General features: G+C 69.1%; 17 protein-coding genes and 2 pseudogenes. 3 read left to right on the top strand and 16 right to left on the bottom strand.

The features are described from left to right. Position 1: 1 nt before the first annotated feature. From AB8808_RS01955 to dbpA, 3 genes are read left to right on the top strand one after another with little or no spacing between them, the layout of a single operon-like run. Positions 2-1,108 carry a hypothetical protein gene (locus tag AB8808_RS01955; protein ID WP_369926294.1) on the top strand — a complete coding sequence of 369 codons (1,107 nt, stop codon included), beginning with the start codon at positions 2-4 and terminating at the stop codon, positions 1,106-1,108. A 10-nt stretch (positions 1,109-1,118) separates the two neighbouring features. After that, on the top strand, positions 1,119-2,192 hold the full coding sequence (locus AB8808_RS01950; RefSeq protein WP_369926292.1) for a hypothetical protein: 1,074 nt from the start codon (positions 1,119-1,121) through the stop codon (positions 2,190-2,192). Between the two features lie 41 nt (positions 2,193-2,233). After that, the gene (dbpA, locus tag AB8808_RS01945; RefSeq protein WP_369926290.1) at positions 2,234-3,610 is read left to right on the top strand and encodes an ATP-dependent RNA helicase DbpA; all 1,377 of its coding nucleotides are present in this window, start codon (positions 2,234-2,236) and stop codon (positions 3,608-3,610) included. 15 nt (positions 3,611-3,625) lie between these two features. On the opposite strand, the gene AB8808_RS01940 is transcribed toward dbpA, so the two are convergent. The 16 genes and pseudogenes from AB8808_RS01940 to AB8808_RS01865 form a co-directional block, all read right to left on the bottom strand. Further along, positions 3,626-4,471, bottom strand: a complete 846-nt coding sequence (locus AB8808_RS01940; RefSeq protein WP_369926289.1) for a hypothetical protein — start codon at positions 4,469-4,471, stop codon at positions 3,626-3,628. Further along, positions 4,468-5,667, bottom strand: a complete 1,200-nt coding sequence (locus AB8808_RS01935) for a hypothetical protein (RefSeq protein ID WP_369926288.1) — start codon at positions 5,665-5,667, stop codon at positions 4,468-4,470. Before AB8808_RS01935 ends, AB8808_RS01940 begins: the two co-directional genes overlap by 4 nt. A 106-nt stretch (positions 5,668-5,773) precedes the next feature. Next, complete coding sequence (gene hrpB / locus AB8808_RS01930; protein WP_369926286.1) at positions 5,774-8,284, bottom strand: ATP-dependent helicase HrpB; 2,511 nt, start codon at positions 8,282-8,284, stop codon at positions 5,774-5,776. A gap of 43 nt (positions 8,285-8,327) precedes the next feature. Continuing rightward, entirely contained in the window at positions 8,328-10,511 is a 2,184-nt protein-coding gene (gspD, locus tag AB8808_RS01925) for a type II secretion system secretin GspD (protein ID WP_369926285.1), read from the bottom strand. Between the two features lie 39 nt (positions 10,512-10,550). Further along, complete coding sequence (locus AB8808_RS01920) at positions 10,551-11,333, bottom strand: type II secretion system protein, XpsN-like (RefSeq protein WP_369926283.1); 783 nt, start codon at positions 11,331-11,333, stop codon at positions 10,551-10,553. Then, positions 11,330-11,932 carry a type II secretion system protein GspM gene (gspM, locus tag AB8808_RS01915; RefSeq protein WP_369926281.1) on the bottom strand — a complete coding sequence of 201 codons (603 nt, stop codon included), beginning with the start codon at positions 11,930-11,932 and terminating at the stop codon, positions 11,330-11,332. Before gspM ends, AB8808_RS01920 begins: the two co-directional genes overlap by 4 nt. After that, on the bottom strand, positions 11,922-13,169 hold the full coding sequence (locus AB8808_RS01910; protein WP_369926279.1) for a PilN domain-containing protein: 1,248 nt from the start codon (positions 13,167-13,169) through the stop codon (positions 11,922-11,924). Before AB8808_RS01910 ends, gspM begins: the two co-directional genes overlap by 11 nt. After that, positions 13,166-14,017, bottom strand: coding sequence for a type II secretion system minor pseudopilin (locus AB8808_RS01905; protein WP_369926277.1), 852 nt, complete (start codon positions 14,015-14,017; stop codon positions 13,166-13,168). The genes AB8808_RS01910 and AB8808_RS01905 overlap by 4 nt, the downstream gene beginning before the upstream one ends. Continuing rightward, positions 14,017-14,682: a prepilin-type N-terminal cleavage/methylation domain-containing protein gene (locus tag AB8808_RS01900; protein ID WP_369926275.1), complete on the bottom strand. Its 666-nt coding sequence runs from the start codon at positions 14,680-14,682 to the stop codon at positions 14,017-14,019. Before AB8808_RS01900 ends, AB8808_RS01905 begins: the two co-directional genes overlap by 1 nt. After that, complete coding sequence (locus tag AB8808_RS01895; protein ID WP_369926273.1) at positions 14,679-15,101, bottom strand: prepilin-type N-terminal cleavage/methylation domain-containing protein; 423 nt, start codon at positions 15,099-15,101, stop codon at positions 14,679-14,681. Before AB8808_RS01895 ends, AB8808_RS01900 begins: the two co-directional genes overlap by 4 nt. Next, positions 15,098-15,538 carry a GspH/FimT family pseudopilin gene (locus AB8808_RS01890; protein ID WP_369926271.1) on the bottom strand — a complete coding sequence of 147 codons (441 nt, stop codon included), beginning with the start codon at positions 15,536-15,538 and terminating at the stop codon, positions 15,098-15,100. The genes AB8808_RS01895 and AB8808_RS01890 overlap by 4 nt, the downstream gene beginning before the upstream one ends. A gap of 24 nt (positions 15,539-15,562) precedes the next feature. Next, positions 15,563-15,931 (bottom strand): type II secretion system protein GspG, encoded by a 369-nt coding sequence (locus AB8808_RS01885; RefSeq protein WP_506193283.1) that lies wholly within the window; start codon positions 15,929-15,931, stop codon positions 15,563-15,565. Between the two features lie 84 nt (positions 15,932-16,015). Beyond that, positions 16,016-17,233, bottom strand: coding sequence for a type II secretion system inner membrane protein GspF (gspF, locus tag AB8808_RS01880; protein WP_369926267.1), 1,218 nt, complete (start codon positions 17,231-17,233; stop codon positions 16,016-16,018). 10 nt (positions 17,234-17,243) lie between these two features. Further along, on the bottom strand, positions 17,244-18,941 hold the full coding sequence (gspE, locus tag AB8808_RS01875; protein WP_369931314.1) for a type II secretion system ATPase GspE: 1,698 nt from the start codon (positions 18,939-18,941) through the stop codon (positions 17,244-17,246). A gap of 227 nt (positions 18,942-19,168) precedes the next feature. Next, positions 19,169-20,392, bottom strand: a pseudogene (locus tag AB8808_RS01870) (YadA-like family protein); the annotation flags it as partial. Between the two features lie 75 nt (positions 20,393-20,467). Continuing rightward, positions 20,468-21,907: pseudogene (locus tag AB8808_RS01865) on the bottom strand (YadA family autotransporter adhesin); the annotation flags it as partial. Between the last annotated feature and the right edge of the window lie 43 nt (positions 21,908-21,950).

Below are 21,950 nucleotides of genomic sequence, written 5' to 3'. Positions count from 1 at the left end.
CGTGCGAACGTATTGCCTTATTGCCGCCTTGGCCGCGATCTCTCTCACGACGCAGGCCACCGCAGTCGCATCCGTCACCGGAACGGACATCCTGGCGCAGTGGCAACGGATTCGGATCGAGCGCCTTGGGAGCGGCCAGGCGTCGCTTTCACGTAAGGACATCGCCGCGCATCTGCAGGCGGACCCTGGCTCCGCCTACAGCGCGCCGGCCGACCAACCAGCGTTCACGAACGACATCGACTGGCCGGCCGTGCTCGACGCCGTTGCCGATGGCCATATGGATACTACGCAGGCACTCGACGTCCTGCGGCGGGATCTGGGCACGACGCGTGCGCGCCCGCGTATCGACATCACGCCGAATGCGGGTTATCGCGACGACTTCGTTTCCGCCAGCGCCAGCAAGGCCGAGGTCGATCCGGATATCTTCTGGCACATGCTGGACCTCACCGGCTATCACCATTCGACCAAGGCGGCGATCTACGCGGTGGGCATGCAAATCCTGCGTGCGCAGGTGGTTGCCACGCCACCGGAGGCATGGACCGCAAGCGGTGTCGATCCCGGCGTCTTCACCCGTGTGATGCGTGCCCAGCATAGCGGTCAACTGAGCGACTACGACCTGGACTACCTTTCCACGATCGTCCAGTACCGGCTGATCCACCCGCGTGTCAGCGACGCCGCCGGTGCCGAATCACGCGGTTTGCCGGTCGCCTATCGCGTGGCCCGCACCGCCGCCGCCTACCGCGATGCGCAGGGCTACATCGGCCGGGCGCCGTGCCTGCGCGATGCCTCGCCCGATCCGCGTTCCGCCGGCACAGGGGGCGCCGACGACCGCCCCCTGTGCTTCGTCGCCGCCACCGACCGGGCGGTGCATGCCTGGTACGTGGACGAATACCGCAGGCAGACAAGGCAAGTGCCGGAGCCTCGTGAAAGTGGCCTGCAGCGGCTGGCCAGGGTGGCCGGCCTCGTCCTCGCCCTGATCGACCTGGCCGGGGCGATGGAGTTCGTCGAAGCCACGGTGGCGGATGAACTCGCCACGGCAGACGTCATCGGCTCCGCCGACGCCGACGCCATGTCCGAATCCGCGAACCTGCTTGCCTGCCCGCTCTAGGAGGAAACCAATGCCATGCCGCCTTCCCTGTTCGCTCGTGGGTGCCCTCGCGGCCCTCATGGCGAGCCATGCCCACGCCGCGCCCGGGGTGACCGTCGTCGCAATGGGCCTCGACCAGGGCAACATCACCGCACAGCTCGAACACAGCAGCCAATATTTCGTCAACGCGATGCGCAGACTCATCGTGGAAGGCTACCCGGACCAGTACCGTGCCATCCGTTGGGAGAACCTCGAAGAAGCCATGCTGAAAGCAAGGGTCGCCCGCTTCGAGTACCGTTACACCGTGCGAGGCATGGAGCATGTGCGCGTTTACCACGCGATGGACGGCCGACCGCTGAGCATGGTCGCGGAAGACATCTTCTCCGGCGACACGCCTCGCGGATCACCCACGCCGCCCCGCTCGCCCGCCTCGCCGAACAGCCCCCTGGACCGTGACTTCGATGACGACATCGAGGCGGATGCGCCGGGCGAGACCCGGAGCATGGTCGATGCCGATATCGGCGACGATGTGCTCTATGCCGATTTCGACACACTGAACGTACGCTCCCGCATCCTTCCCGTCGCGGGGTCGGCACTCGAAAGCTATGCCGTGCCCGGCATGCAGGGCCCACTGGATGCCGAATTCAAGGCACTTCGCGCCATCGAGCACGACATCCAGGCCCATGTGGTGCCTCGCGGGGGCAGCGTACGTGGCGCGATCGGCGGCGCCACCTGCGGATCGTGCCGCGATGCCATGCGCGACTTTGCACGTACCTATGGCGTCAAGGTCGACGTCACGCAGATGTACGGTTCCATACCCGGCAGCGAGCAAAGGGCATTGATTGCCTCCGGTCGCGCCCGCCTGCAGGGGCGCCTGCTGGTGGATGCGAACAGCGGCGCGCCCCTGCTGGCGCGCGATGTCCTAGGCGGTGCCCGTGCGGCCCAGGTCAGACGCGACCTGGGGGCCGGCTCGATGGGCCGCACCTTCAAGGGCGTGTCCTGGCGGCAGCGGTCCTTCCGTCTCGGCACCCCCCGCCTGCCACGGGTGTCCGAAGGCTCGACCGGGGACGACACGGCGACCGGCCCGGCCGCACCGGACTGCTGAGGCGCAGCGGGCGTTCGGGGGCGATGTGCGATCATGCATGCATGGATACCTTCGCTTCCCTGCCCCTCAAGCCCTCCCTCCTCACCGCCGTGGATGGCCTGGGTTATGCGTCCATGACGCCCATCCAGCGCGACAGCCTGCCGCCGATCCTCGAAGGCCGCGACGTCATCGCCCAGGCACGCACCGGCAGCGGCAAGACCGCCGCTTTCGGCCTGGGCGTGCTGGAGCGACTGGACCCCGACGAGATACGACTCCAGGCGCTGGTGCTTTGCCCCACACGCGAACTGGCCGACCAGGTCAGCAAGGCGCTGCGGCGGCTGGCGGTCAACATTCCCAACGTGAAGCTGCTGACGCTGTGCGGCGGCATGCCGCTCGGACCCCAACTGGCCTCGCTCGAGCACGATCCGCACATCGTCGTCGGCACGCCGGGCCGCGTGCAGGAGCACCTCAAGCGAGGCAGCCTGCACGGCGGCGGTATCCAGTTGCTGGTGCTGGACGAAGCCGACCGCATGCTCGACATGGGCTTCGAGGAAGCGATCGACGACATCGTCAAGCGCATCTCGAAGCACCATCAGACCCTGCTCTTTTCCGCCACGTATCCCGACGACATCCGCACGATGAGCGGTCGCGTGCAACGCAATCCCGTCACCGTCACCGCGGACGAACCGAACGCCGTGCCGACCATCGAGCAGCGCGTGGTCGAGGTCGAGCCCGCGCAGAAGGCCGACGTGCTGGCACGCATCCTCACGCACGAGAAACCCGAAGCCACGCTGGTGTTCTGCAACATGCGCAAGGACACCGAAGGCCTGGCCGCGGAGCTCGATCGTCGCGGGTTCTCCGCCCTGGCGCTGCACGGCGATCTGGAACAGCGCGACCGCGACGAAGTGCTGGTGCGCTTCGCCAACCACAGCTGCTCCATCCTGGTCGCCACGGATGTCGCCGCGCGCGGCCTGGACATCGCGGCCCTGCCGCTGGTGGTGAGTTTCGACGTCGCACACGACGTGGACACGCACACGCATCGCATCGGGCGCACCGGCCGTGCCGGCGCGAACGGCATGGCCATTTCGCTGGCCGGCTCGCGCGAGCTGCCCAAGATCAAGGCCATCGAGGAGCGCCTGGGCACCACGCTACCCCGCCACCCCGCGCGCGCGCAGCCCGAGGGAAAGAAGGTGCTCAACCTGGCGCCCATGAAGACGCTGGTCATCGACGGGGGCCGCAAGGACAAGATGCGCCCCGGGGATATCCTGGGTGCGCTGACGGGCGACGCAGGCCTGAACGCGAAGGACATCGGCAAGATCGACGTGTTCGCGACGCGGGCCTACGTGGCGATAAGTCGCGACCTGGCCAACCGGGCGATGGAGCGCCTTCGCGCCGGCAAGATCAAGGGCCGCACGTTTCGCGTGCGCCCCCTGGGCTGAGCCGCGCCGGGAGGCTCAGCCATCGTCCACTTCGCCGTCGCCCGGCGCGTCGAGACAATCCACGGGCACCCGGTCCGACGGTGAGTCGGCCGCCTGGTTAAGCAGGTTCAGCTGTCCGCCGTGGACAGCCACCTCGATCGAGGTCAGGTACTGGTGCCGCTGGCGGTCGAAGCGCGTGTAGGCCGGACTGCCATGGGCCAGGTAGGACACATGCACGGCAATGCCCTGCCGGTCGGATAGCGCCTGCAACGCTGCCTCGCACGACGGGCACGGTACCTGGCTGCTGTAACCGTTCAACCGCCCGCCGGCCGCCACGAGGCCATCGCGGATGTCGCGCTCGATGCGCCGTGCCACTTTCAGCTCCGCATCGCGCTTACGCGCGTCCTCGTACGTATCGCCGCGCACCGGCGACGACGTGACCTCGCTGCCGCGAGGCGGCGGAGCCGCCCAAGCGATGACATCGGTGCTGTCCAGGAAATAGTTGGCATACGGCCGGGTTGCCGTTGCGCCGGGCAGGCCGGTCTGGGGTTCGTTGTGACCGGAGCGGGCATGGTAGACACGCCGATGCGTGACGCCGTCGACGGCGTATTCGTAGGTGAAGCTGACGAAGGTCGCCGTCTGCCACGGGCGCGAGAAGCCGGCGAACTGGGCGATATCCGGACGACGACCGTCCAGGACGTCCACGTACCACGATCGCGCCGGCTCCGCGTGTGCCACGAACGAGGCAAGCACGCGTGCGCCGACGCTGTGTCGCGGGTCGTCGTGGATGAGGCGTTTGACGATCGGCGCCGCCACCGCCGCGTGGGTGGCAAGCAGGAGGCCGAGGGCAAGGACGTTGAAACGAACGAGACGATGGATCACGGCGTGGATTTCCGGCAGATGAGGAGATTGGCGCGTTCGACGAGTCGATAAAAGGCGATGTCGACATCGCCTGGTACCTCGCTGTCGAGTGCGATCTGGGCTTCGACCACTTCGGCATGGTTGGACCAGTCCAGTGCCTGCTCGGTGTAGGCACCGGCCCAGGCGGGTCGAATGCTCGCAAACTGATCGATCAGCCGCACGGCAGAGGCTGCCGCGTCCCCATACACCTCGGGCAACTGCGCCAGCTGGTGACGGCGCGTGGCGCGGTACCAGCGATACACCGCCCGGTCGGTAGCATCGGAGAAGCAGATGGGACGATCCAGGCGTTCCGGCGTGTCACCCGCCCGGTCGTTTCTCGATCCGTCACGGTTGCAGGCGGCATAACCCGCGTTGGACGCGCGATAGGCCGCGGCGACACGGGCGATGCGCAGCGGCGTCGGCAGTTCACGCTGGCCGCGTGCGGTCTTGCCACCGGCACCGCGAACCGAAAGCTCCGCGCGGAGGATATCGGCAAGATAGGTGAGATCCTCGTCGCGCACGGCATCCAGGGACTGCGCGGAGGTGAAGCGTCGCAGCACCTCTTCGTCCACGCCCAGGGCTTCACGATCCGCCCATGGGGTCGCCTCCACCCAGTCGTGCAGCGTCTGCAAGGCGACGGCCACTTCCGCATTCAGCGCGAACACGTTGTTGCCGCCCAGCACATAGGCCTTCTGGAACCAGGCGATATCCACGCCGGCCTTGTCCAGGTTGGCCGCGATGTCCAGGGTGAGATGGCCCGGCGTCGGCCCGGGATAGTCGGGCAGGACCTGAAACCCGGGCAGTGCCTTGTCGAGCCCGAGATCCCAGGCAATGATCCGGGCGATCCGCCGACTGGCCGGAAAGGCGATCGCCACCGGTGCCCCCGCGTTGTCCGAGGAAAACAGGCGGGGATGCAGGTCGCTGTAGATGGACGCCGGGTCGTGCAGGTATTCGTGGGTCCACTCCGCATCGCTGTGGAACGGAGAGAAATCGCCCAGGTCATACGCGTACATCTGCGACAGGGAACGCTTGGTCCATGCGAGGTACTCGTCGCCGAGCGGGGGTGGCCGATGGAAGCGGGCACCGGTCGGCGTCGCAGCAACGTTGGGGGATACGGCGAGCAAGGCCAGGCCAAGGTACGTCAGCGTACCCAGGGCCGCTGGTCGAATGAGGCGCATCGTGCGGTCTCCGCAGAGGGTGCGTCATTGAGCCCGATCGCGCTACGCATCGGCAGCGGGCGGGCCCAGTCGATCGTGTAGGAAAATCGCACGGCACCTTGCCGTGCTAGGTCCCGCGAGGCTTGGCGCGATGGGTGGCCGTCGCCGTCCACGGATCGTCCGGCCAGGGATGGCGTGGATAGCGGCCTTTCAGTTCCTTCTTCACTTCCGGGTAGGTGCGATCCCAGAAACCGGCCAGGTCCTGGGTCACCTGGATCGGTCGTCCGGCAGGCGACAGCAGGTGGAGCATGACGGCGATGCGTCCGTCCCCGACGCGTGGCGTGTCGGCCAGGCCGAACAGTTCCTGCAGCTTTACCGCCAGCACAGGCGGCGCACCGGGATCGTCGTCGCGTTCACCGTAGTCGAGGCGGCGGGTCATGCCGCTGGGCACTTTGAGGTCTTCGGGCGCATGCGCATCCAGCGCGCGCCGTTGCTCGTAGTCGAGCATCGCGCCGAGCGCTTCCGACAGCTCGGTGGCCTGCAGGGCGTCGAGGCGTCGCTTGCCGGAGAGGTAGGGCGCCAGCCACTGATCGAGCGTGGCCAGCAAGGCGGTGTCGCCGACATCCGGCAGGCCGAATTCCGGACGCCACCGACGCAAGGCGCCGATCCGCGCGCGGAGGCGACGTGCGCCGTCGCTCCAGGGCAATGCCGCCACGCCGCGCGAGCGGATCGCGGCGAGCAAGGCGGGAATGGCATCGTCGCCGCGCATCGGCAACGCCTTGCGTGAGATCGGCAATGCGTCGAAGCGCCGCTCTTCGAAAGCCTCGGCGATCTGCCGCTCGTCATCCCAGCGCAGGATGCGTTCGGTCACGAAGCGGTCGGGGTAGTCACGCTCCAGCAGGTCCGGATCGAACGGTGCCGCCGCAAAGATCAGGCTGTCACGGGCTTCCAGGCGCAGGTCTAGCACGACGATCCACGGTTCCCCGTGCAGTGCACTGTTGTCGTGCAGGCGCGCGCCGCGTCCATTCGCAAGGAGGTAACGCGACGCCTGCACGTCGTCGCGGCGCGCCACGCGATCCGGGAACGCATGCACCAGCAGATCGCCCACCGCATGGGCATCGGGAACACCGCTGGCTGCGGTACGGACATCGAGACGTCGACGCCAACCCGACGCGGCCTTCTCGATCGCGGCGAGCGCGCCGATATCGGCGGACGCGGCACGCGCGCCACGGGCGCCGCCGTCGCGCCACAGATGCAAGGCCGCCACGCGCTGGCGGAAATCGTCGCTACGGCCGTGCTCGCCGCGCAGGGGCGAACGGGCCTCCACGAGCGCCAGCAGATCGGCCGCCAACGCACGGCGCACGACGGGTGCACGCCGTGCCGCCGCGGCCAGCCGCGGCGTGGTACCCAGCGCCAGCATGTCGCGGCCGAGCGGCGTGATGGCCCCGGCGCCATCGAGGGCACCGAGGCGCCGCAGCAGCTCGCGGGCCTGGCTCATCGCACCGGCGGGGGGCGCATCCAGCCAGGGCAGCGCGTCGCTACCCCAACCGGCGAGTTCCAGGGCCAGCCCGGACAGTTCCGTCTGTTCGATCTCCGCCGTGCGCGAAGCCTCGAGACGCCGGCCCTGCGACCACAGGCGATACGCCGTTCCCGCGGCCACGCGCCCGGCACGCCCCGCGCGCTGGTCGGCCGACGCCTGGGAAATGTGCACCGTTTCCAGGCGGGCGAACCCGGATGGCGGATCGAAACGGGGCTCACGGGCCAGGCCGGCATCCACCACCGCGCGTATGCCCGGCAACGTCACGCTGGATTCGGCCACGTTGGTGGCGAGCACCACGCGACGGACGCCCGGCTCCGACGGTGCCAGGGCGAGCTGCTGCTCGGCAAGCGACAGTTCGCCGTGCAGGGCGACCACGTCGAGGGCATCGTCGCGACGCGCGATCAACCCACGCGCCCGTTCGATCTCGCGGCGTCCGGGCAGGAAGGCGAGGACATCGCCGTCGTTCTCGGCAAGCGCCTGCGTGACGACGCGGGCCAGGTGCTGTTCCAGGCTCTCCTGCGCACGGGCGGCCACATGCTCGATCCGCACGGGGAAACTTCGCCCCGGGCTGCTCAGCCGCGGAGCATCGAGCCACTGGGCGATGCGCTCGCCGTCGAGCGTGGCCGACATCACCAGCAACCGGAGATCTGGACGCAGGCTGGACTGGACGTCCAGCGCCAGCGCGGCACCCAGGTCGCCGGCCAGGTGCCGCTCGTGGAACTCGTCGAAAAGGATGCAACCCACGCCCTCCAGCGTGGGATCGTCCTGGATCATCCGACCGAGGATGCCTTCGGTGACCACCTCGATGCGCGTGCGCGGCCCGACGCGTGTTTCGAAGCGGATGCGATAGCCGATGGTGCCACCCACGTCTTCGCCGAGTTGCGCCGCCATGAACGCGGCGGCCGCGCGCGCGGCGATGCGGCGCGGCTCCAGCATCACGATACGCTGGCCGCCGAGCCAGGGCGCGTGCAACAGCGCAAGCGGCACCTGGGTCGTCTTGCCGGCACCGGGTGGCGCTTCGAGCACGAGTCGGTTGCACGTCTGCAGTGAAGCGACGATGTCGGGCAGCCATGGGGTGATGGGGAAGGTGGGCGTCATGCGCCGGCTATGGTACGCAAGCCGGCCCCTCGCTGCCGCTTTCTCAGCCCTCGCCGGCCGCGGCGGCGGCGGTACCCCCTGCGGCCACGCGATCCAGCGGACGCAACGAGCGAAACGACCGGCGATAGTCGTCCAGCACCCGCTTGGCCTCCGTGCTGTTGGCGATGACCCGCGGCGTGATGAGCACCACCAGTTCCGTACGCATGCCGCTCTTGTCCTGGTTGCGGAAGAGCGCACCCAGCAGGGGCACGCGCGACAGACCCGGCACGCCGGTGCGGCTGGCCGTGTCCAGCTCGCGTATCAGGCCGCCCAGCAGCACCGTCTGACCGTTCTGGACGGCCACCTGGGTGGTCAGCTTGCGCTTCATGATCGGCAGGTTGGTCGCCGTGGTATCGGTGCCCGCCCGGCTGACTTCCTGGGCCACGTCGAGATAGACCAGGCCACCCGGGTTGACCCGGGGCCGTACGTCGAGGATCACGCCGGTGTCCTTGTACTCCACCTTGCCGACGGGATTGCCGCTACCGGCGTTCGTCGTCACGTACGTCTGCGTGACCGGGATCTGGTCGCCGACCTGGATACGTGCCTTCTGGTTGTTGACCACGACCAGCGAGGGCGCGGAGAGGATCTTCGTATGTCCGCTGTGCTCCATCGCGCGCAACGCGACCTGCAACTCGCTGCTGACGAACGAGTAGAACAGCGTGTCCGGCCGCCCCGTGGGCAACGCGCCGACACCGCCACCCAGCGCCCATTGCTGCTGGTTGCCCGGCTGCGCCACCGCCCCGCTGCCGCCGGCGAGACCCTCGAGGTACCACTGCACTCCGAAACGGAAGGCGTCGCGCAACTGCACTTCGAGGATGCGTGTTTCGATCTGCACCTGGAGCGGCACCGCATCCAGGCGCTGGATCGCCTTGCGCACCTCGGCCCACTCCGAGGGCCGAGCACGGATCATCAGCTGGTTGTTCGCATCGATCGCGGTGACGCGGATGGCGCTGGCACGGCCTCGCGACGAGGAGGGGCCCGTGGTCGGCCCCTGGAAGAAAGCGGAATCTTCACCGGTATCGATATCGTCGAATTCGCTTCCCGCCTCGCCCGATCCGGAGAGCATCCGCCCGTCGTCGATGCCGCCCAGGCCGTGCGCCGTCACGCCCCCCTGGTCGCCGTTGACTGTCGCGTCGAAGACGTTGCCGATGTAGCGGGCGACGTCGGTCGCCGGCAGGTTGCGCAGGTCGTAGACGAACAGCCTCGGCTCGTTGCCACCACCCCCGTCGATCCGCGCGATCCATTCACCCACCTGGCTCACATGCGCTTCGCGCGCACCGATCACGACGATGCTGCCGGTCCGTTCCACGGGGATGAAACGAAGCAGCCCGGCAACCGGGTTGCCGCTGTCCTTGCCGAACATGGACTCCAGCGCGGGCAGGAGCTCGGTGACGGCGGCGTTCTTCAGGCTGAACACGCCCACGGACATGCCGCCGATCCAGTCGATGTCGAAGGTATCGATGGTGGACTGGTAGTTGGCCAGTTCGTCCGGCGTTCCCGCCAGCACCAGGACATGACGCGCCGGATCGGCGAGCAGGATGGCTTCGGGCAGGACAAACGGCGCGAGCAGTTTGGCCATTTCCGGTGCCGCGACGTGGCGCAGGGGATACATTCGCGCGGCGAGGCCCGCCGCCGGCGCGGCAGCCCCAAGACGGGGGACCAGATGACCGGCGACGGCCTGGGCCGACGGCAGGATGCTGTAGCGGCCGTGCTCACGGACCAGCGCGTTGCCCGTCCACGACAACAGGGTTTCAAGGATCGGCAGGGCCTGGTCGCGAGGAACGGGCTGCGCCGTGGAAAAGGACACCGTGCCGCGCACACCCGGAAGCACGGCGTAGTTGGCCTCCAGCAGATCGCCGAGGATGGCCTTCACCACGGCTTCGACCGGCTGGTCCTCGAAGTTGAACGTGACGGCGCCGCTGCCGCTCGCCGACGGCGACGGCGCCGCGCGTGCCTGGGGTCGGATGAAGCGGCCGCTTCCCGCGTGGATATCGGGCAAGGCTGCTGCGCCGCCAGCGCTGTCCGCGTCGACCGAATCGTTGAGGGGCGATGGCTCGGGCGCTGCCCTCTCGGTGCCCGCCATGGCTTCGCGTTCGAGCTCGGTGGATGCCGGTCGCGACGCATGCGAGGCGCAGCCGGCCATCAGCAGGGCCGACAAGGCGGCCGCGCCGAGTGTGCATGGTTTCATATGTTGCTCCTCCTTCCTTGGGGGCGCGGGACGCGCCCGCTATTGCGAGTCCTGCGCCTGCGGGTGTTGTTGCTGCTGTTCCATGCGGCGCTTCTGTACCGCCTGCTTGAGCGCATCGATGCGGGCCCGTTGCAGGGCTTCGTCGTCCTGGCGCGGCGGGGCCTGCCGCGCACCGGCGTCGACCGGCCGCGGCAGTGCCGGACCCGTCATGCCCGATGCCTGCGGTTGCTCGATGCGCATGGCGCCCGGTGGCAGTGACGGCGAGGGCTGGCCAGGCTGGCCCGGCTGACCTGGCTGACCCGACGGCACGCCGGAACGCTTTCCATCCTTGGCGAGGGCATCGGGCGCGCTGACCTTGAGCGTGAGTTCGCGGTGCTCGCCGCCGTTGTCGAACACGGCGCTGCGCGGCGTGAGCGACGCGAGCGTCCAGTGGCCCTCGGCAAGGGGCGAGCCTTCCTTCACGCGCACGGTGACGTCCTTGCCCTTGTCGCGCAGCAAGGCCATGCGCAGGCCGGGCGTCATGATGATGCCGGTGAGTTCGAGATCGCCGATGTTGCTGGCACTGTTGTCGTCACCCGCCGACGCGACCGGCTTGCGGTCGGCCATGAACAGCGGCCGTTGCCATACCTCGACAAAGCGCGCGAGCGGCACCGGCGTGGGCATCGCGACCGGGCGGGTGGCAGGCAGTGCCTGCGGATCGCCCGGTTCGTCCCAGCGGACGCCCCGCCCCACGCCCAGCGCAAAGACGCTCAGGGTGGCGGCAAGCACCAGGGCCGCACCGGCCAGCAGGGGCGTCAGTCGCCGTTGTCCGGCCGCGTTCATGTGGCCGCCTTCGCCGCGGTGGCGGCATGGATGTAACCCGACACGGTGAACTGGACTTCCATCGGCGCAGCGCCGCCGGCACGCGCCGCCACCGGGTTGCGATAGATGCTGAAATCTTCGATGAAAAGATAGGGCGTGGCGTTCTCGATGTCGTGGATCACGGCCGTCATCGGCTGCATCTGGCAACGCAGGCTGATGTTCACCGTGACCTTGCGGTAGGGGTCGCCGGTTTTTTCCTGGCTGGGCACGGGCATCTTCTGCACCACGTCGCAAGCGCCGTCTTCCTTGTGCGCGGCGGCGACGTCGACGATGCGCTGCATGAGACCCGCCGCCGCAGCGTTGGTGTCGTCGCCCGGCAGGAAGGCATCGCTACGCGTCTGCCCCTGTTCGAGCGAGGCCAGCCGTTTTTCCAGCTGCGGACGCTCGGCGATGGCGGCGGCGTAGCGCCGTTGCGTGTCGCGCAGATCGTCCATCTCATCCGCGATGGCGGCCTGCGGTGCCACGAACCACCAGTGGATGAAAATGAAATAGGCGAGCACGAGCACGACCAGCGCGAGCAGGATGGCGGCGATGCGCGACTCGGCGGGCTTAAGGCGCATGAGGTGCCTCCCTGGCGGTGGACGCGGCGGCGGCGCCACGTGCGCCCCGCTGCGTGGATGTGCCCGTGGTGCCGGTGCGGGCGGGACCCGCGGACGCAGCGGTGCCCGTGGGTGCCACCGCCTTGGGGATGATCGCCTTGGCCTGCATGTAGAAACGCTCCTTGCCCGAGGTGGGATCGGACTGGATCGTGCCCTGGAAGCTGGGGTCGCCGATGGTGCGTGCACCCTTCAGCGCATCGATGAGGCGCGCCGCCTGGGGGCTTTGCCCCTGGAAGCCGAGCTGGCCCGTGGTGTTGAGGGTGAAGCGCTCCAGCCAGGTGTCGTCCGGGAGTCGGCGCGTGAGTTCGTCGAGGACGGGGAGGACGGCCGGCGTTTCGGTTTTTCGACGGGCGAGGAAACCGGACGCACCGGCGCTGTCGGTGAGCTTCTGGCGAAGAGCCTTGACCCGCTGGGCATCGCCCTGCATGGACTCGACTTCGGCGCGCATCGTCTCCAGCGCGAGCGTGCGGTTGTGCAGCCACATCGCCATGGTGGCGATCGCCAGCAGGACGATGGTTGCCAGCAGTATGAGATTGAGGCGCCGGCGGCGATCGACATGGCGCGGTGCCCGTGCGGGCGGCAGCAGGTCCACCCCCGCGAGGTCGTACCCCTCGGCCACATCGACCCGATCGGGCATGACGCCCAGGCCGGCGAGTTCGTCGAGCAGGGGATCGAGCGCGATGCGCGGCGTGGCCGCCAGCTCCGCGATGAAACGGCCCTCGGTACCGGCCGCGCCGATCTCGCGCACGCCGTAGTGGATATCCTCCGCACGGAACGGTGTTTGCCTGTCCAGGTCGAACCCGACCACCTGACGCAGGTTGTCGCGCGCCGCGAGAGGCAGCACGAGCCGGCGGCGCATCACCTGGGCCGCGGGCAGCACCAGGGCCACGCGCCGGTCGGCGGGATCGGCCTCGGCGAGCGCCCCGGCCAGCACGGCGGCGCGGTGCTCCGGCGTGTCGGCGTCGGCGGCCTCGGCCACGGGCGTGGACTCGCCCGCACGGCGCATCTGCCAGCCGTTGCCGTGGCGCTCCACCGCGTACCAGCGCTCGCCACCGGCGAAGGCCTCGCGCCAGCGGACGGGCATGAGGGCGGCCAGTTCGCCACCCCACCAGCGCAGCAGCCCAGGCAGCGCACTGCCCCGCCACGCGCGGCGGAAGCGCTCGAGCTGCAACTGGGAGGCGTCCTGCAAAGCGCTCATTCCTCGTCTCCTTCGCGCCAACGCAATACCGCGTAGGGCTGGTTTCCGGATCTTATCCCACGCAGTCGGATCGTCGATGTAAGGGAACTCCGAGTCCCGTCGTCAAGGATCGCCTGCGCACGTATCGTGTGCGTGACACCGTTGCCGCCCGCGGCCACGGCGCCCGTGGTTTGCCCGCGCGCGGCCAGGGCCGCCGCGGCACCGGCGGTGCCCATGCCCGGTATGGCGGCGAGGGCCAGTGGCGGCGCGTGCTCGGTGTTCGGCCGTTCGCGGCCCGACCAGATCGTCAGCACGGGAGCCACCCGGGCCCACAGCGCCGCATCCATGCCGAGCACCATGCGCCCCTCTTCCACCGTCGCGAAGGGACCGTTGCGTGGGCCGTAGTCGAGTCCCGCCGACTGGTACTGCGGCAGCTTGGCGCCGTTGGGCAGGGCTTCGTCGCCCGCCCGCCGCCAGTCCTGGATGACCGCGGACAGCCGGCTCGCCTTGTCGTCGGGGGCGCCCGCCGCCTTGAACAGGCCGGTCAGCACGTCGTCGGAAGCGGCGTTGAGATCGACCTTGCCGTCTTCGTCGATGATGGTGAGGGTGACCTTGGCATCGTCGAACGTAAACAGATAAGGCCGCCCGTCCGCGACCCACCGCGAATCGATGTCCGGGGACTGCAAGGCCTGGATGGCGCGCACCAGGCCCGCCTCGGCCGCGTAGTGCGCCCGGGTCTGGGCGAACTGGTAGCGCGCCTGCAAGCCCTCGGTGCGGGCGAGCGCGGCGAAGCCGCCCAGCATGATCGCCAGCAGCGTGCAGCCCCATAGCACGATCAGCAGGGCGACGCCGCGTTGCCTGCGCCGCATCACCGGAGCACCGGCCCGCGCCCGCCGCGCGTCAGCGAAAACCCGTTGCGCGACGCCGTGGGGTCGAGACGGATGGGCGCGACCAGGGTCGGGAAGACCACGTTGCCACCCACGTCGAGCGACAACCTGACCAGCAACGGCGTGCGCCGACCGTCGTCCCAGGTGTCCTGCCAGTCGCCCGGCTGGTTCTTGTCGTCCATGCCGCGATAGGAGAAGGTGCCGCGTCGGATGCCGCGCAGCAGCACCTCGGGCTCGCCGAGAGGTTTCGGATCGCCCCCGTTGGGCGGGAGCATGGCCAGCGCCACTTCCAGCCGGTAGCCCTGGGTGCCGTCGCGCACCAGCGCCACCGTTTGCAGCTGCGGCCCCAGGCGCGACAGGTAACCGGGCATCGGCGCAACGAAGCGGAGCGTGCTGGCGTCACCGGAGAACACGATGGGATCGCCGTCGTCGGTTTCGCCGAACGGCACGATCAGCGCCTGGGCGATCTCGCTGCGCAGGTAGCCCTGCGCCGAACGGATCTCGTCCATCCGCTGGATCGCCTGGCCACCGCTGCGCACGATGCGCGACGCGGTGCTGATGCCGGAATACACGCCCAGCAGCACGATGGTGAGCAGCGCGAGCGCGGCCAGCACCTCCATCAGGCTGAAACCCTGCTGCCGCCTCATGGCGGGGTATCCTGGTTGGGGCTGCCCATACGCAGCGTGGCGAAGCGCGCGTGCCGCTCGTTGCCCTGCGGGCCCCACATCACGTCCAGGTCGAGTCGATAAAGCAGGGCCGCCGGGCTGACACCGTCCGCGGCGGGTCGATCGCCCGGTGACTGGTAACGACTGACGTTCATGCGCCAGCGGTAGACATCGTCGATCCGCCCCTCGCTGCTGCCTTCGTGCAGGGGCTCCATGACGAAGGCGCCGTCGAGCAGGCTGCGCGCACGCAACGCCGCCTGCGTTCGCTCGTTCGCGCGCGCGGTCAGGCTCATGGAACTGCCCGCCACCTGCATCAACGCGGCAAACGCGATCGCCAGCACGGCGATCGCGGCGATCACTTCGAGCAGGCTGAAACCGCCCTGGCGGCGCATGCGTGTCATCGGCTGTCCACCACCTGGATGGCGCCGGTGAGCCAGGCCACGTTGACGTGCCACTGGCGATCGCCACGCGTGAGCGTGATACGCCCGCCGGTGGAACTGCCGTCGGGGAAAAAACGAATGCGCCCGGTGGTGGCGTTGGCCTGGTCTTCGCGCGCGCTGGTGATCGCCACGCGCATGTCCCTGGGCAGGTGTACCACGGGCTTGTCCGGGGCATGGTAAGTCGCCGCGGACGTATCGATCTCGAGCGCCAGGCTTTCGCCTTTCACGATCGACTGCGCGCGTGTCCAGCGCAAGGCGGCCGCGAGTTCACCGCTGGCGGCGTTCACCCGTGCGCTGGCCAGGCCTTGCGTGACCGGGATCGACACGGCGGCCGCCGCGATCCCGATCAACAGGATGACGGCCAGCATCTCGAAAAGCGTGAATCCGCGCGCGCGCATGGCCGGTCCGGGAATCGCGCCGGCTTACTGCCAGTTGCCGACATCGGCCGAATAGCCGTCGCCGCCCGCCTTGCCGTCCTGTCCGTAGAAGACCAGGTCGAAGCTGCCGTGCTCACCGGGGTAGCGGTAGCCGAACGGATGGCCCCACGGATCCTTCAGGTCGGACGCCTTGGCATAGGGACCTTGCCAGTTTTGCGCATCGGCCGGTTTGGTGGTGAGGTCGTCCAGCGAGTGCGGCGGGCTGCCGTTGTCCAGCGCGTAGTTCTCGACCTTCTGGCCCAGCGTGGTCAGCTGCGCCTTGCCCGCGCCGTACTTGCCCTTGTCGACGTTCTTGCCGACCTGGGTCACGACGATGGCGCCGATGATGCCGATCAGGACGATCACGGCGAGCATTTCCAGCAGCGTGAAGCCGCGGGCGTGGCTGTGACGAAGGGTACGGTTGACACGCATGGGTCGGGCTCCTTGAAACGGGTCGGATCAGTTGATGTTGCTGGTGAGGCTGAGCAGCGGCAGGAGGATAGCCGCCATGATGAAGGCGACCATGACGGTCATGACGATGGTGAGCGCCGGCACCAGTGCCGCCAGCAGGCGATCGATGGCGCGTTTGGCTTCCACGTCGAAGGTGTCGGCCACCTTGAGCAGCATGGTGTCGAGCGCGCCGGCTTCTTCGCCCACCTGGATCATCTGCAGGGCGAGGCGGGGAAAGCGTTCGGTCTGGGCCAGCGAACTGCCGAGGCCCGACCCGCCCTTGACCCGCTCGGCCGCCTGCTCCAGCGCCTGGTCGAGCGCGCGGTTGCCGGTGACCTGGCGGGCGATGGCCAGCGACGACAACAGCGGCACGCCGTTCTTCAGCAGCGTGCCCAGGGTGCGTGCGATGCGCGCCGTTTCCACCTTCAGCAGCAAGGGGCCGGCCACACGCATCGTCAGCAGCCGGCCGTGGAAGGCCAGCCGGGTATCCGGATCGCGCAGTCGCAGGCGAAGGAACAGTCCGAGAACCACCATCACCAGGACGATCGCCCACCACCAGTTGCTGATGACCGTGCCCATGGCGAGCACCACCTGGGTGATGAGCGGAATGGGTACCTGCATGTCGGCGAAGATCGGCACGAACTGCGGCACGACGTAGGCGAGCAGCAGCACCAGCGAGCCGAGCACGCCGACCATGAGGAAGGCCGGGTAGATCAATGCGTTGACGATGCTGCCGCGCAGCGCCTGCGCACGTTCGAGGTAATCGGCCAGACGCCGCAGGGTTTCGTCCAGCGAGCCGCCTGCTTCGCCGGCCCGCACCAGGCTGACGTATAGCCGCGGGAAGACGCCATTTTCCTCGTCCAGTGCGGTGGACAGGGTGGTGCCGCCACGCACGCGGTCGCGAACGCGCTCGACCAGGTTTTTCGCCCGCTCGCCCTCGGGAAGATCGAGCAGGATGCCGAGGGCGCGATCCAGCGGCTGGCCGGCGCTGAGCAGCGTGGCCAGCTGGTGGGTGAACTGGGCCAGCTGGTCGCCGGTGAAGGTGCCTTTGCGGAACATGCCCGCGAGACCCCCACCGGAAGCCGCGCCCTCGGCGGGCGCGGCTTCGAGCGGCGTGTGGCCCTGGTCTTGCAGGCGTGCCACCACATCGGCCACGGACGCGGCTTCCATGCGACCGGTAAGGGCCTCACCGGCGGCGCTGATGGCGCGATAGCGGAACATGCTCATGCGTGGGGGCCTAGGATTCCTGCGTGACGCGCAGGACTTCCTCGATCGTGGTGATGCCGGCCACGGCCTTGGCCAGGCCGTCTTCGTACATCGTGCGCATGCCCTCGGCGCGGGCCTGGCGTTCGATCTCGCCCGCGTCGGCACGCTTCATCACCAGGCGGCGCAGCGGATCGCTCATGACCAGGAATTCCATGATGGCCCGACGGCCCCGATAACCCGTGGGGTTGACCGCGCTGGTGCCGGGTTTCCACAAGCGGATGGGACGCTCGTCGGTGTACTTGTGCAACTCGAACTGCTCGATCACTTCGGGCAGGGCTTCGTAGGGCAACGCCGTTTCCGGGTCGAGGCGGCGGACCAGACGCTGCGCCAGGATGCCGTTGACGGTGGAACCGAGCAGGTAATCCTCCACGCCCATGTCGAGCATGCGGGTGATGCCGCCCGACGCGCTGTTGGTATGCAGCGTGGAAAGCACCAGGTGTCCGGTGAGCGCCGACTGGATGGCGATGCGGCAGGTTTCCAGGTCGCGCATTTCGCCGATCATGATGACGTCCGGATCCTGGCGCACGATGGAGCGCAGGGCACCGGTGAAGTCGAGCCCGATCTGCGGCTTGACCTGGATCTGGTTGATGCCTTCGATCTGGTATTCGACCGGGTCTTCGACGGTGATGATCTTCACATCGGTGGTGTTGATCTGCGACAACGCCGTGTACAGCGTGGTCGTCTTGCCCGAGCCGGTAGGGCCGGTGACCAGCAGGATGCCGTGGGGGCGATCCAGCACCTCGACGAAACGATCGCGGAACGCGTCGGTGAAGCCCAGCGACGCGAAATCGAAGATGACCGACTCGCGATCGAGGATACGCATGACCACCGACTCGCCAAAGGCAGTGGGTACCGTGGACACGCGCAGGTCGAGTTCCTTGCCCTGCACGCGCAGCTGGATACGGCCGTCCTGCGGCAGGCGGCGCTCGGCGATGTTCAGCCGCGCCATGATCTTCACGCGCGAGATCACCGCTGCGGTGGAACTGGACGGCGGCGCTTCCACCTCATGCAGCACGCCGTCGATGCGGTAGCGCACCTTGAGGCGGTTTTCGAACGGTTCGATGTGCACGTCGGACGCGCGCTGCTCGACGGCGCGCTGCAGGATCAGGTTGACCAGGCGGATGACCGGCGCCTCGGAGGCGAGGTCGCGCAGGTGCTCCACGTCGTCTTCTTCCGCCGCATTGCCGTCCAGGCTTTCGACGATGCTGCCCATGGCCGAGCGGCCCTGGCCGTAATAGCGTTCGATGAGGTCGTCGATTTCCGAGCGCAGCCCCACACGAAGCTGCACGTCGCGGCCGGTGGCAAGGCGCACGGCCTGCAGCGGGTAGGGATCGGCCGGATCGGCGACGAGCAGGCCCAGGCCGTCGTCGCCCTCGCGCACGGGCACCACGTGGTACTGCTTGAGGAACCGCACCGACAGCTCGACATCGGCCGGGGGCAGTTCCGGGGCATCCTTGGCGGCCAGCAGGTCCAGGCGCAGCAGGTCGGCCCAGGCATCGGCGAGGTCGCGTTCGGAGACGAGGCCGAGCCTGGCCATCAGCGAGGTGAGCGTGCCGTCGGGGGTTTCGTCGTGCAGGCGGCGCGCCCGCGCGAGATCGGTGTCCTTGAGGCGACCGTGCGCGACCAGGTGCGCACAAACCTGCGCTTCCCCGGGTGCGCCCGTCAGCATGTCCTCGTGTTCGGTCGTCGCAGACATGCCAACTCCATACGGTCTACAGGTTTACGTCTTGCCGCGCGTTCGTTCCTGACCGCCCGGGCCGCTATTGGTAGCACAGACCCCATGTCTATCGCGACCCGGCCGCGTCCGATTCGCGACACGGCGCAACAAGAGAAAGCCGGCGTTGCCGCCGGCTTTCAAGGACTTGGCCGTGCCGTGTAGGCACTTACCGGCATTAATTACCAGCCAACGCCCACACCCACGCCACCCGAGGACTCACCACCGCTGACGGCGGCACCGAAGGTCAGACTGGCGCGCGGCGAGAGGCTACGCGAGTAGCCGACCGACAGGGCTCCCTGCCCCTTGTACCCGCCGACGCCGACGCCAAGCCGGTTGTCGCCGCTGACCCCCTGCGTACTGAAGGCCATCTGCGACATCGCCGCACCCATGGCGCCCACCCGGTTGAGGCGGTCGTTGAGGTTGTTGAAGCGATGATCGACCTGGCGCTTGTAGTCGTCGAACGCGCCGCCACTGACCACATCGCCGAACTTCTGATCGGTATAGGCCTTGGCGCTGGTCAGCGTCGTGGCGTCTCCCTGGTCGGCGTACGACTTTGCGGTAGCGACCGCCTGGTCCACCTGGCCGACATTGGCGGCATCGGTGGTGGCGGTGCCGGCGGCGACGTTGGTGACGCGACGTTGCGCGGCCGCACTGCCGACCGACACCGTGTTGGCCTGGTCGGCCACCGAGTTGGCGCCCAGCGCGACGCTGTTGGTGGCGGCCGCCGTCACCGTGGCCCCCGTGCCCACCGCCGTACCGTTGTCGGCACCCACCGTGGCGTTGGTGCCCACGGCCAGGTCGGTCGGGTCCTTGGCGAAGCTGCCGGTGCCGATCGCCGTGCCGCCGCCCGTGCCTTCCGCCACGGCGGCGGCAGTCACGGGTGCAGATGCCACGACCGGCGCCGCGGCCGCCGTCACCGGCGCGGAAGCGGCCGCGTCGGCTACCGTGGTCTCCGTCGTGCTGGCCACGCTGTTCGAGACCACCGCGTTGCGCCGTACCGGCGTCGCACCGGGGATCGTGCTGCCGCCCGTGGCGGACTCCAGCTTGTTCACCCGCGTACCGATCGACGAAAGCGCGCCGTCCAGGGCACCCACCGCGTCACCCACCGTGCTGTAGGCGCCGCCCTGCACCTTGTATACGGGACCGACGAAGCCGTTGGCGCCCATCGTAGCGCCGCCGCCGAGCGCCATAGCCATGGTGTTCCCGGCAAGGCTGGACGTGCCGGAGAAGGCCCCCGACATCGCCGTGTTCAACTGACCGAGGTTCACCGCGTCCGTGGTCTGCGTACCCGCCGCCACGTTGGTGATCTGGCGGTTACCACCGGCCGCTCCCACCGAGACCGTGTTGGCGCGCGTGGCGACCGAGCCGGCACCGAGGGCCACGGAATTCACGCCGAGGGCGCGGGCGCTGTCGCCGATCGCCGTGGCGCTGTTGGCGCCAGCGTTGGCCGAGGTGCCGATCGCGGTGGCGGACGTCCTGCTGGCCGTCGCGAACGCGCCCTGCGCCGTCGACAGGTCACCGCTGGCGCGGCTGCCCGCACCGATAGCGGTGGCGAAGGCGCCGGTGGCGCTGGCATCGTCGCTGCCGTCACCGGCACCCGTCGCGGACACATAGTGGGCCGCCGAACTGACGCTGCCGGCCAGGTCCGTCAGCTGCTGGACATTGGCGGCATCCGTGCCCTGCGAACCGGCCGCCACGTTGGTGAGCTGACGTTCGCTGCCCCGTGCACCGACCGATACCGTGCCCTCACGATCGGCATTGGCGCCGGCACCCAGCGCCACACTGTTCGCCGCGGTGGCCGTCGCGCCGCTGCCGATCGCCACCGCGCCGGTGGCCGGGGTCGTGACCAGGCTGTTCGCGCCCAGTGCGACGCTGGCGGCACCGCGTGCGGTGGAGAAGTCGCCCACGGCCGCGCTGCTGGCCCCGGATGCCCAGCTGTTGATGCCGAGGGCGGTGGCGTTGTCACCCGGCGCATAGGCGAAATAGCCCAGCGCCGTGCTGCCCACGCCTTCGGCGGCCGCGATGCCGCCCAGGGCGGTCGCGTAATCGGCGGTCGCCTGCGCACCGGCACCGAAGGCCGCGGCGCTGTCACCGGTGGCGCCCGTATAGACGAGGCCCAGGCCCGGCAGGTTGCCGGGGCCACCCACCGCCACCGAACCCGCGCCCGAGGCGGTGGTCGAGGTGCCGACCGCGGTCGAGTAATCGCCCGTGGCATTCGCCACCGCACCCAGCGCCGTGGACTGCGCACCCGCCGCATAAGCACCGACGCCGGCCGACGTGGACGCGAAACCGCTGGCCTGCGAGCTTGCGCCGATGGCCGTGCCGCCCACGCCCGCACTCGTGGCCCCGGTATCGACCGGGTTGCCGTTCGTGTCGGAGATCAACGGATTGCCGTCCGCGTCGATGGCGTTGCCGCCCACCGCGACGCTACCCGCGCCCGTGGCCTGCGCACCGGCACCGAAGGCCGCCGCGTTCTTCCCGCTGGCCACGCTGCCGTAGCCGTTCGCCGTGGCGAAATCGCTGGTGGCGACCGCGCCCGCACCCGTGGCCGTCGCGCCGGTACCCGCCGCGAACGCACCCGAGCCGGAGGCCGTGGCGTAATCGCCGACCGCCTGCGCATCGTCGCTGCCGTCGCCCGCGCCGTTGGCCCGGAAATAATGACCGGCATCGCTGGTGGCGGTGGACACCGCGTCCAGCTGTCCCTTGTTCACCGCATCGGTGGCTTCCGTGCCCGCGGCGACGTTCGTGATCTGCCGCTCGCTGCCCACGTCGCCGACCGACACCGTGTTGTCGCGTTCCGCCTGCGAGCCGGCGCCCAGGGCCACCGAGTTCTCGCCCAGCGCCCAGGCGTTCGCACCCAGCGCCGTGGCGTTGTTGCCCAGCGCCCAGCTGTTGCTGCCCAGCGCCACCGCGTTTTCCGCCTCCAGCCCGAACAGGCCGAAGCCGGTTTCCGCCGCGTTA

Origin of the sequence: Xanthomonas sp. NCPPB 2632 (genome assembly GCF_041228075.2) — a bacterium.
Classification (GTDB): Bacteria; Pseudomonadota; Gammaproteobacteria; order Xanthomonadales; family Rhodanobacteraceae; genus Luteibacter.
This window is presented reverse-complemented; position numbering and strand designations above follow the sequence as displayed.

Coding starts and splice junctions, on each gene's coding strand:
- AB8808_RS01885 (WP_506193283.1), bottom strand. CDS start 15,931: ATGCTCGCCGTGATCGTCCTGATCGGCATCATCGGCGCCATCGTCGTG.
- AB8808_RS01900 (WP_369926275.1), bottom strand. CDS start 14,682: ATGAGGCGGCAGCAGGGTTTCAGCCTGATGGAGGTGCTGGCCGCGCTC.
- AB8808_RS01920 (WP_369926283.1), bottom strand. CDS start 11,333: ATGAACGCGGCCGGACAACGGCGACTGACGCCCCTGCTGGCCGGTGCG.
- gspF (WP_369926267.1), bottom strand. CDS start 17,233: ATGAGCATGTTCCGCTATCGCGCCATCAGCGCCGCCGGTGAGGCCCTT.
- AB8808_RS01895 (WP_369926273.1), bottom strand. CDS start 15,101: ATGACACGCATGCGCCGCCAGGGCGGTTTCAGCCTGCTCGAAGTGATC.
- gspE (WP_369931314.1), bottom strand. CDS start 18,941: ATGCTGACGGGCGCACCCGGGGAAGCGCAGGTTTGTGCGCACCTGGTC.
- AB8808_RS01935 (WP_369926288.1), bottom strand. CDS start 5,667: ATGCGCCTCATTCGACCAGCGGCCCTGGGTACGCTGACGTACCTTGGC.
- AB8808_RS01890 (WP_369926271.1), bottom strand. CDS start 15,538: ATGCGCGCGCGCGGATTCACGCTTTTCGAGATGCTGGCCGTCATCCTG.
- dbpA (WP_369926290.1), top strand. CDS start 2,234: ATGGATACCTTCGCTTCCCTGCCCCTCAAGCCCTCCCTCCTCACCGCC.
- AB8808_RS01910 (WP_369926279.1), bottom strand. CDS start 13,169: ATGAGCGCTTTGCAGGACGCCTCCCAGTTGCAGCTCGAGCGCTTCCGC.
- gspM (WP_369926281.1), bottom strand. CDS start 11,932: ATGCGCCTTAAGCCCGCCGAGTCGCGCATCGCCGCCATCCTGCTCGCG.
- AB8808_RS01950 (WP_369926292.1), top strand. CDS start 1,119: ATGCCATGCCGCCTTCCCTGTTCGCTCGTGGGTGCCCTCGCGGCCCTC.
- gspD (WP_369926285.1), bottom strand. CDS start 10,511: ATGAAACCATGCACACTCGGCGCGGCCGCCTTGTCGGCCCTGCTGATG.
- hrpB (WP_369926286.1), bottom strand. CDS start 8,284: ATGACGCCCACCTTCCCCATCACCCCATGGCTGCCCGACATCGTCGCT.
- AB8808_RS01905 (WP_369926277.1), bottom strand. CDS start 14,017: ATGCGGCGCAGGCAACGCGGCGTCGCCCTGCTGATCGTGCTATGGGGC.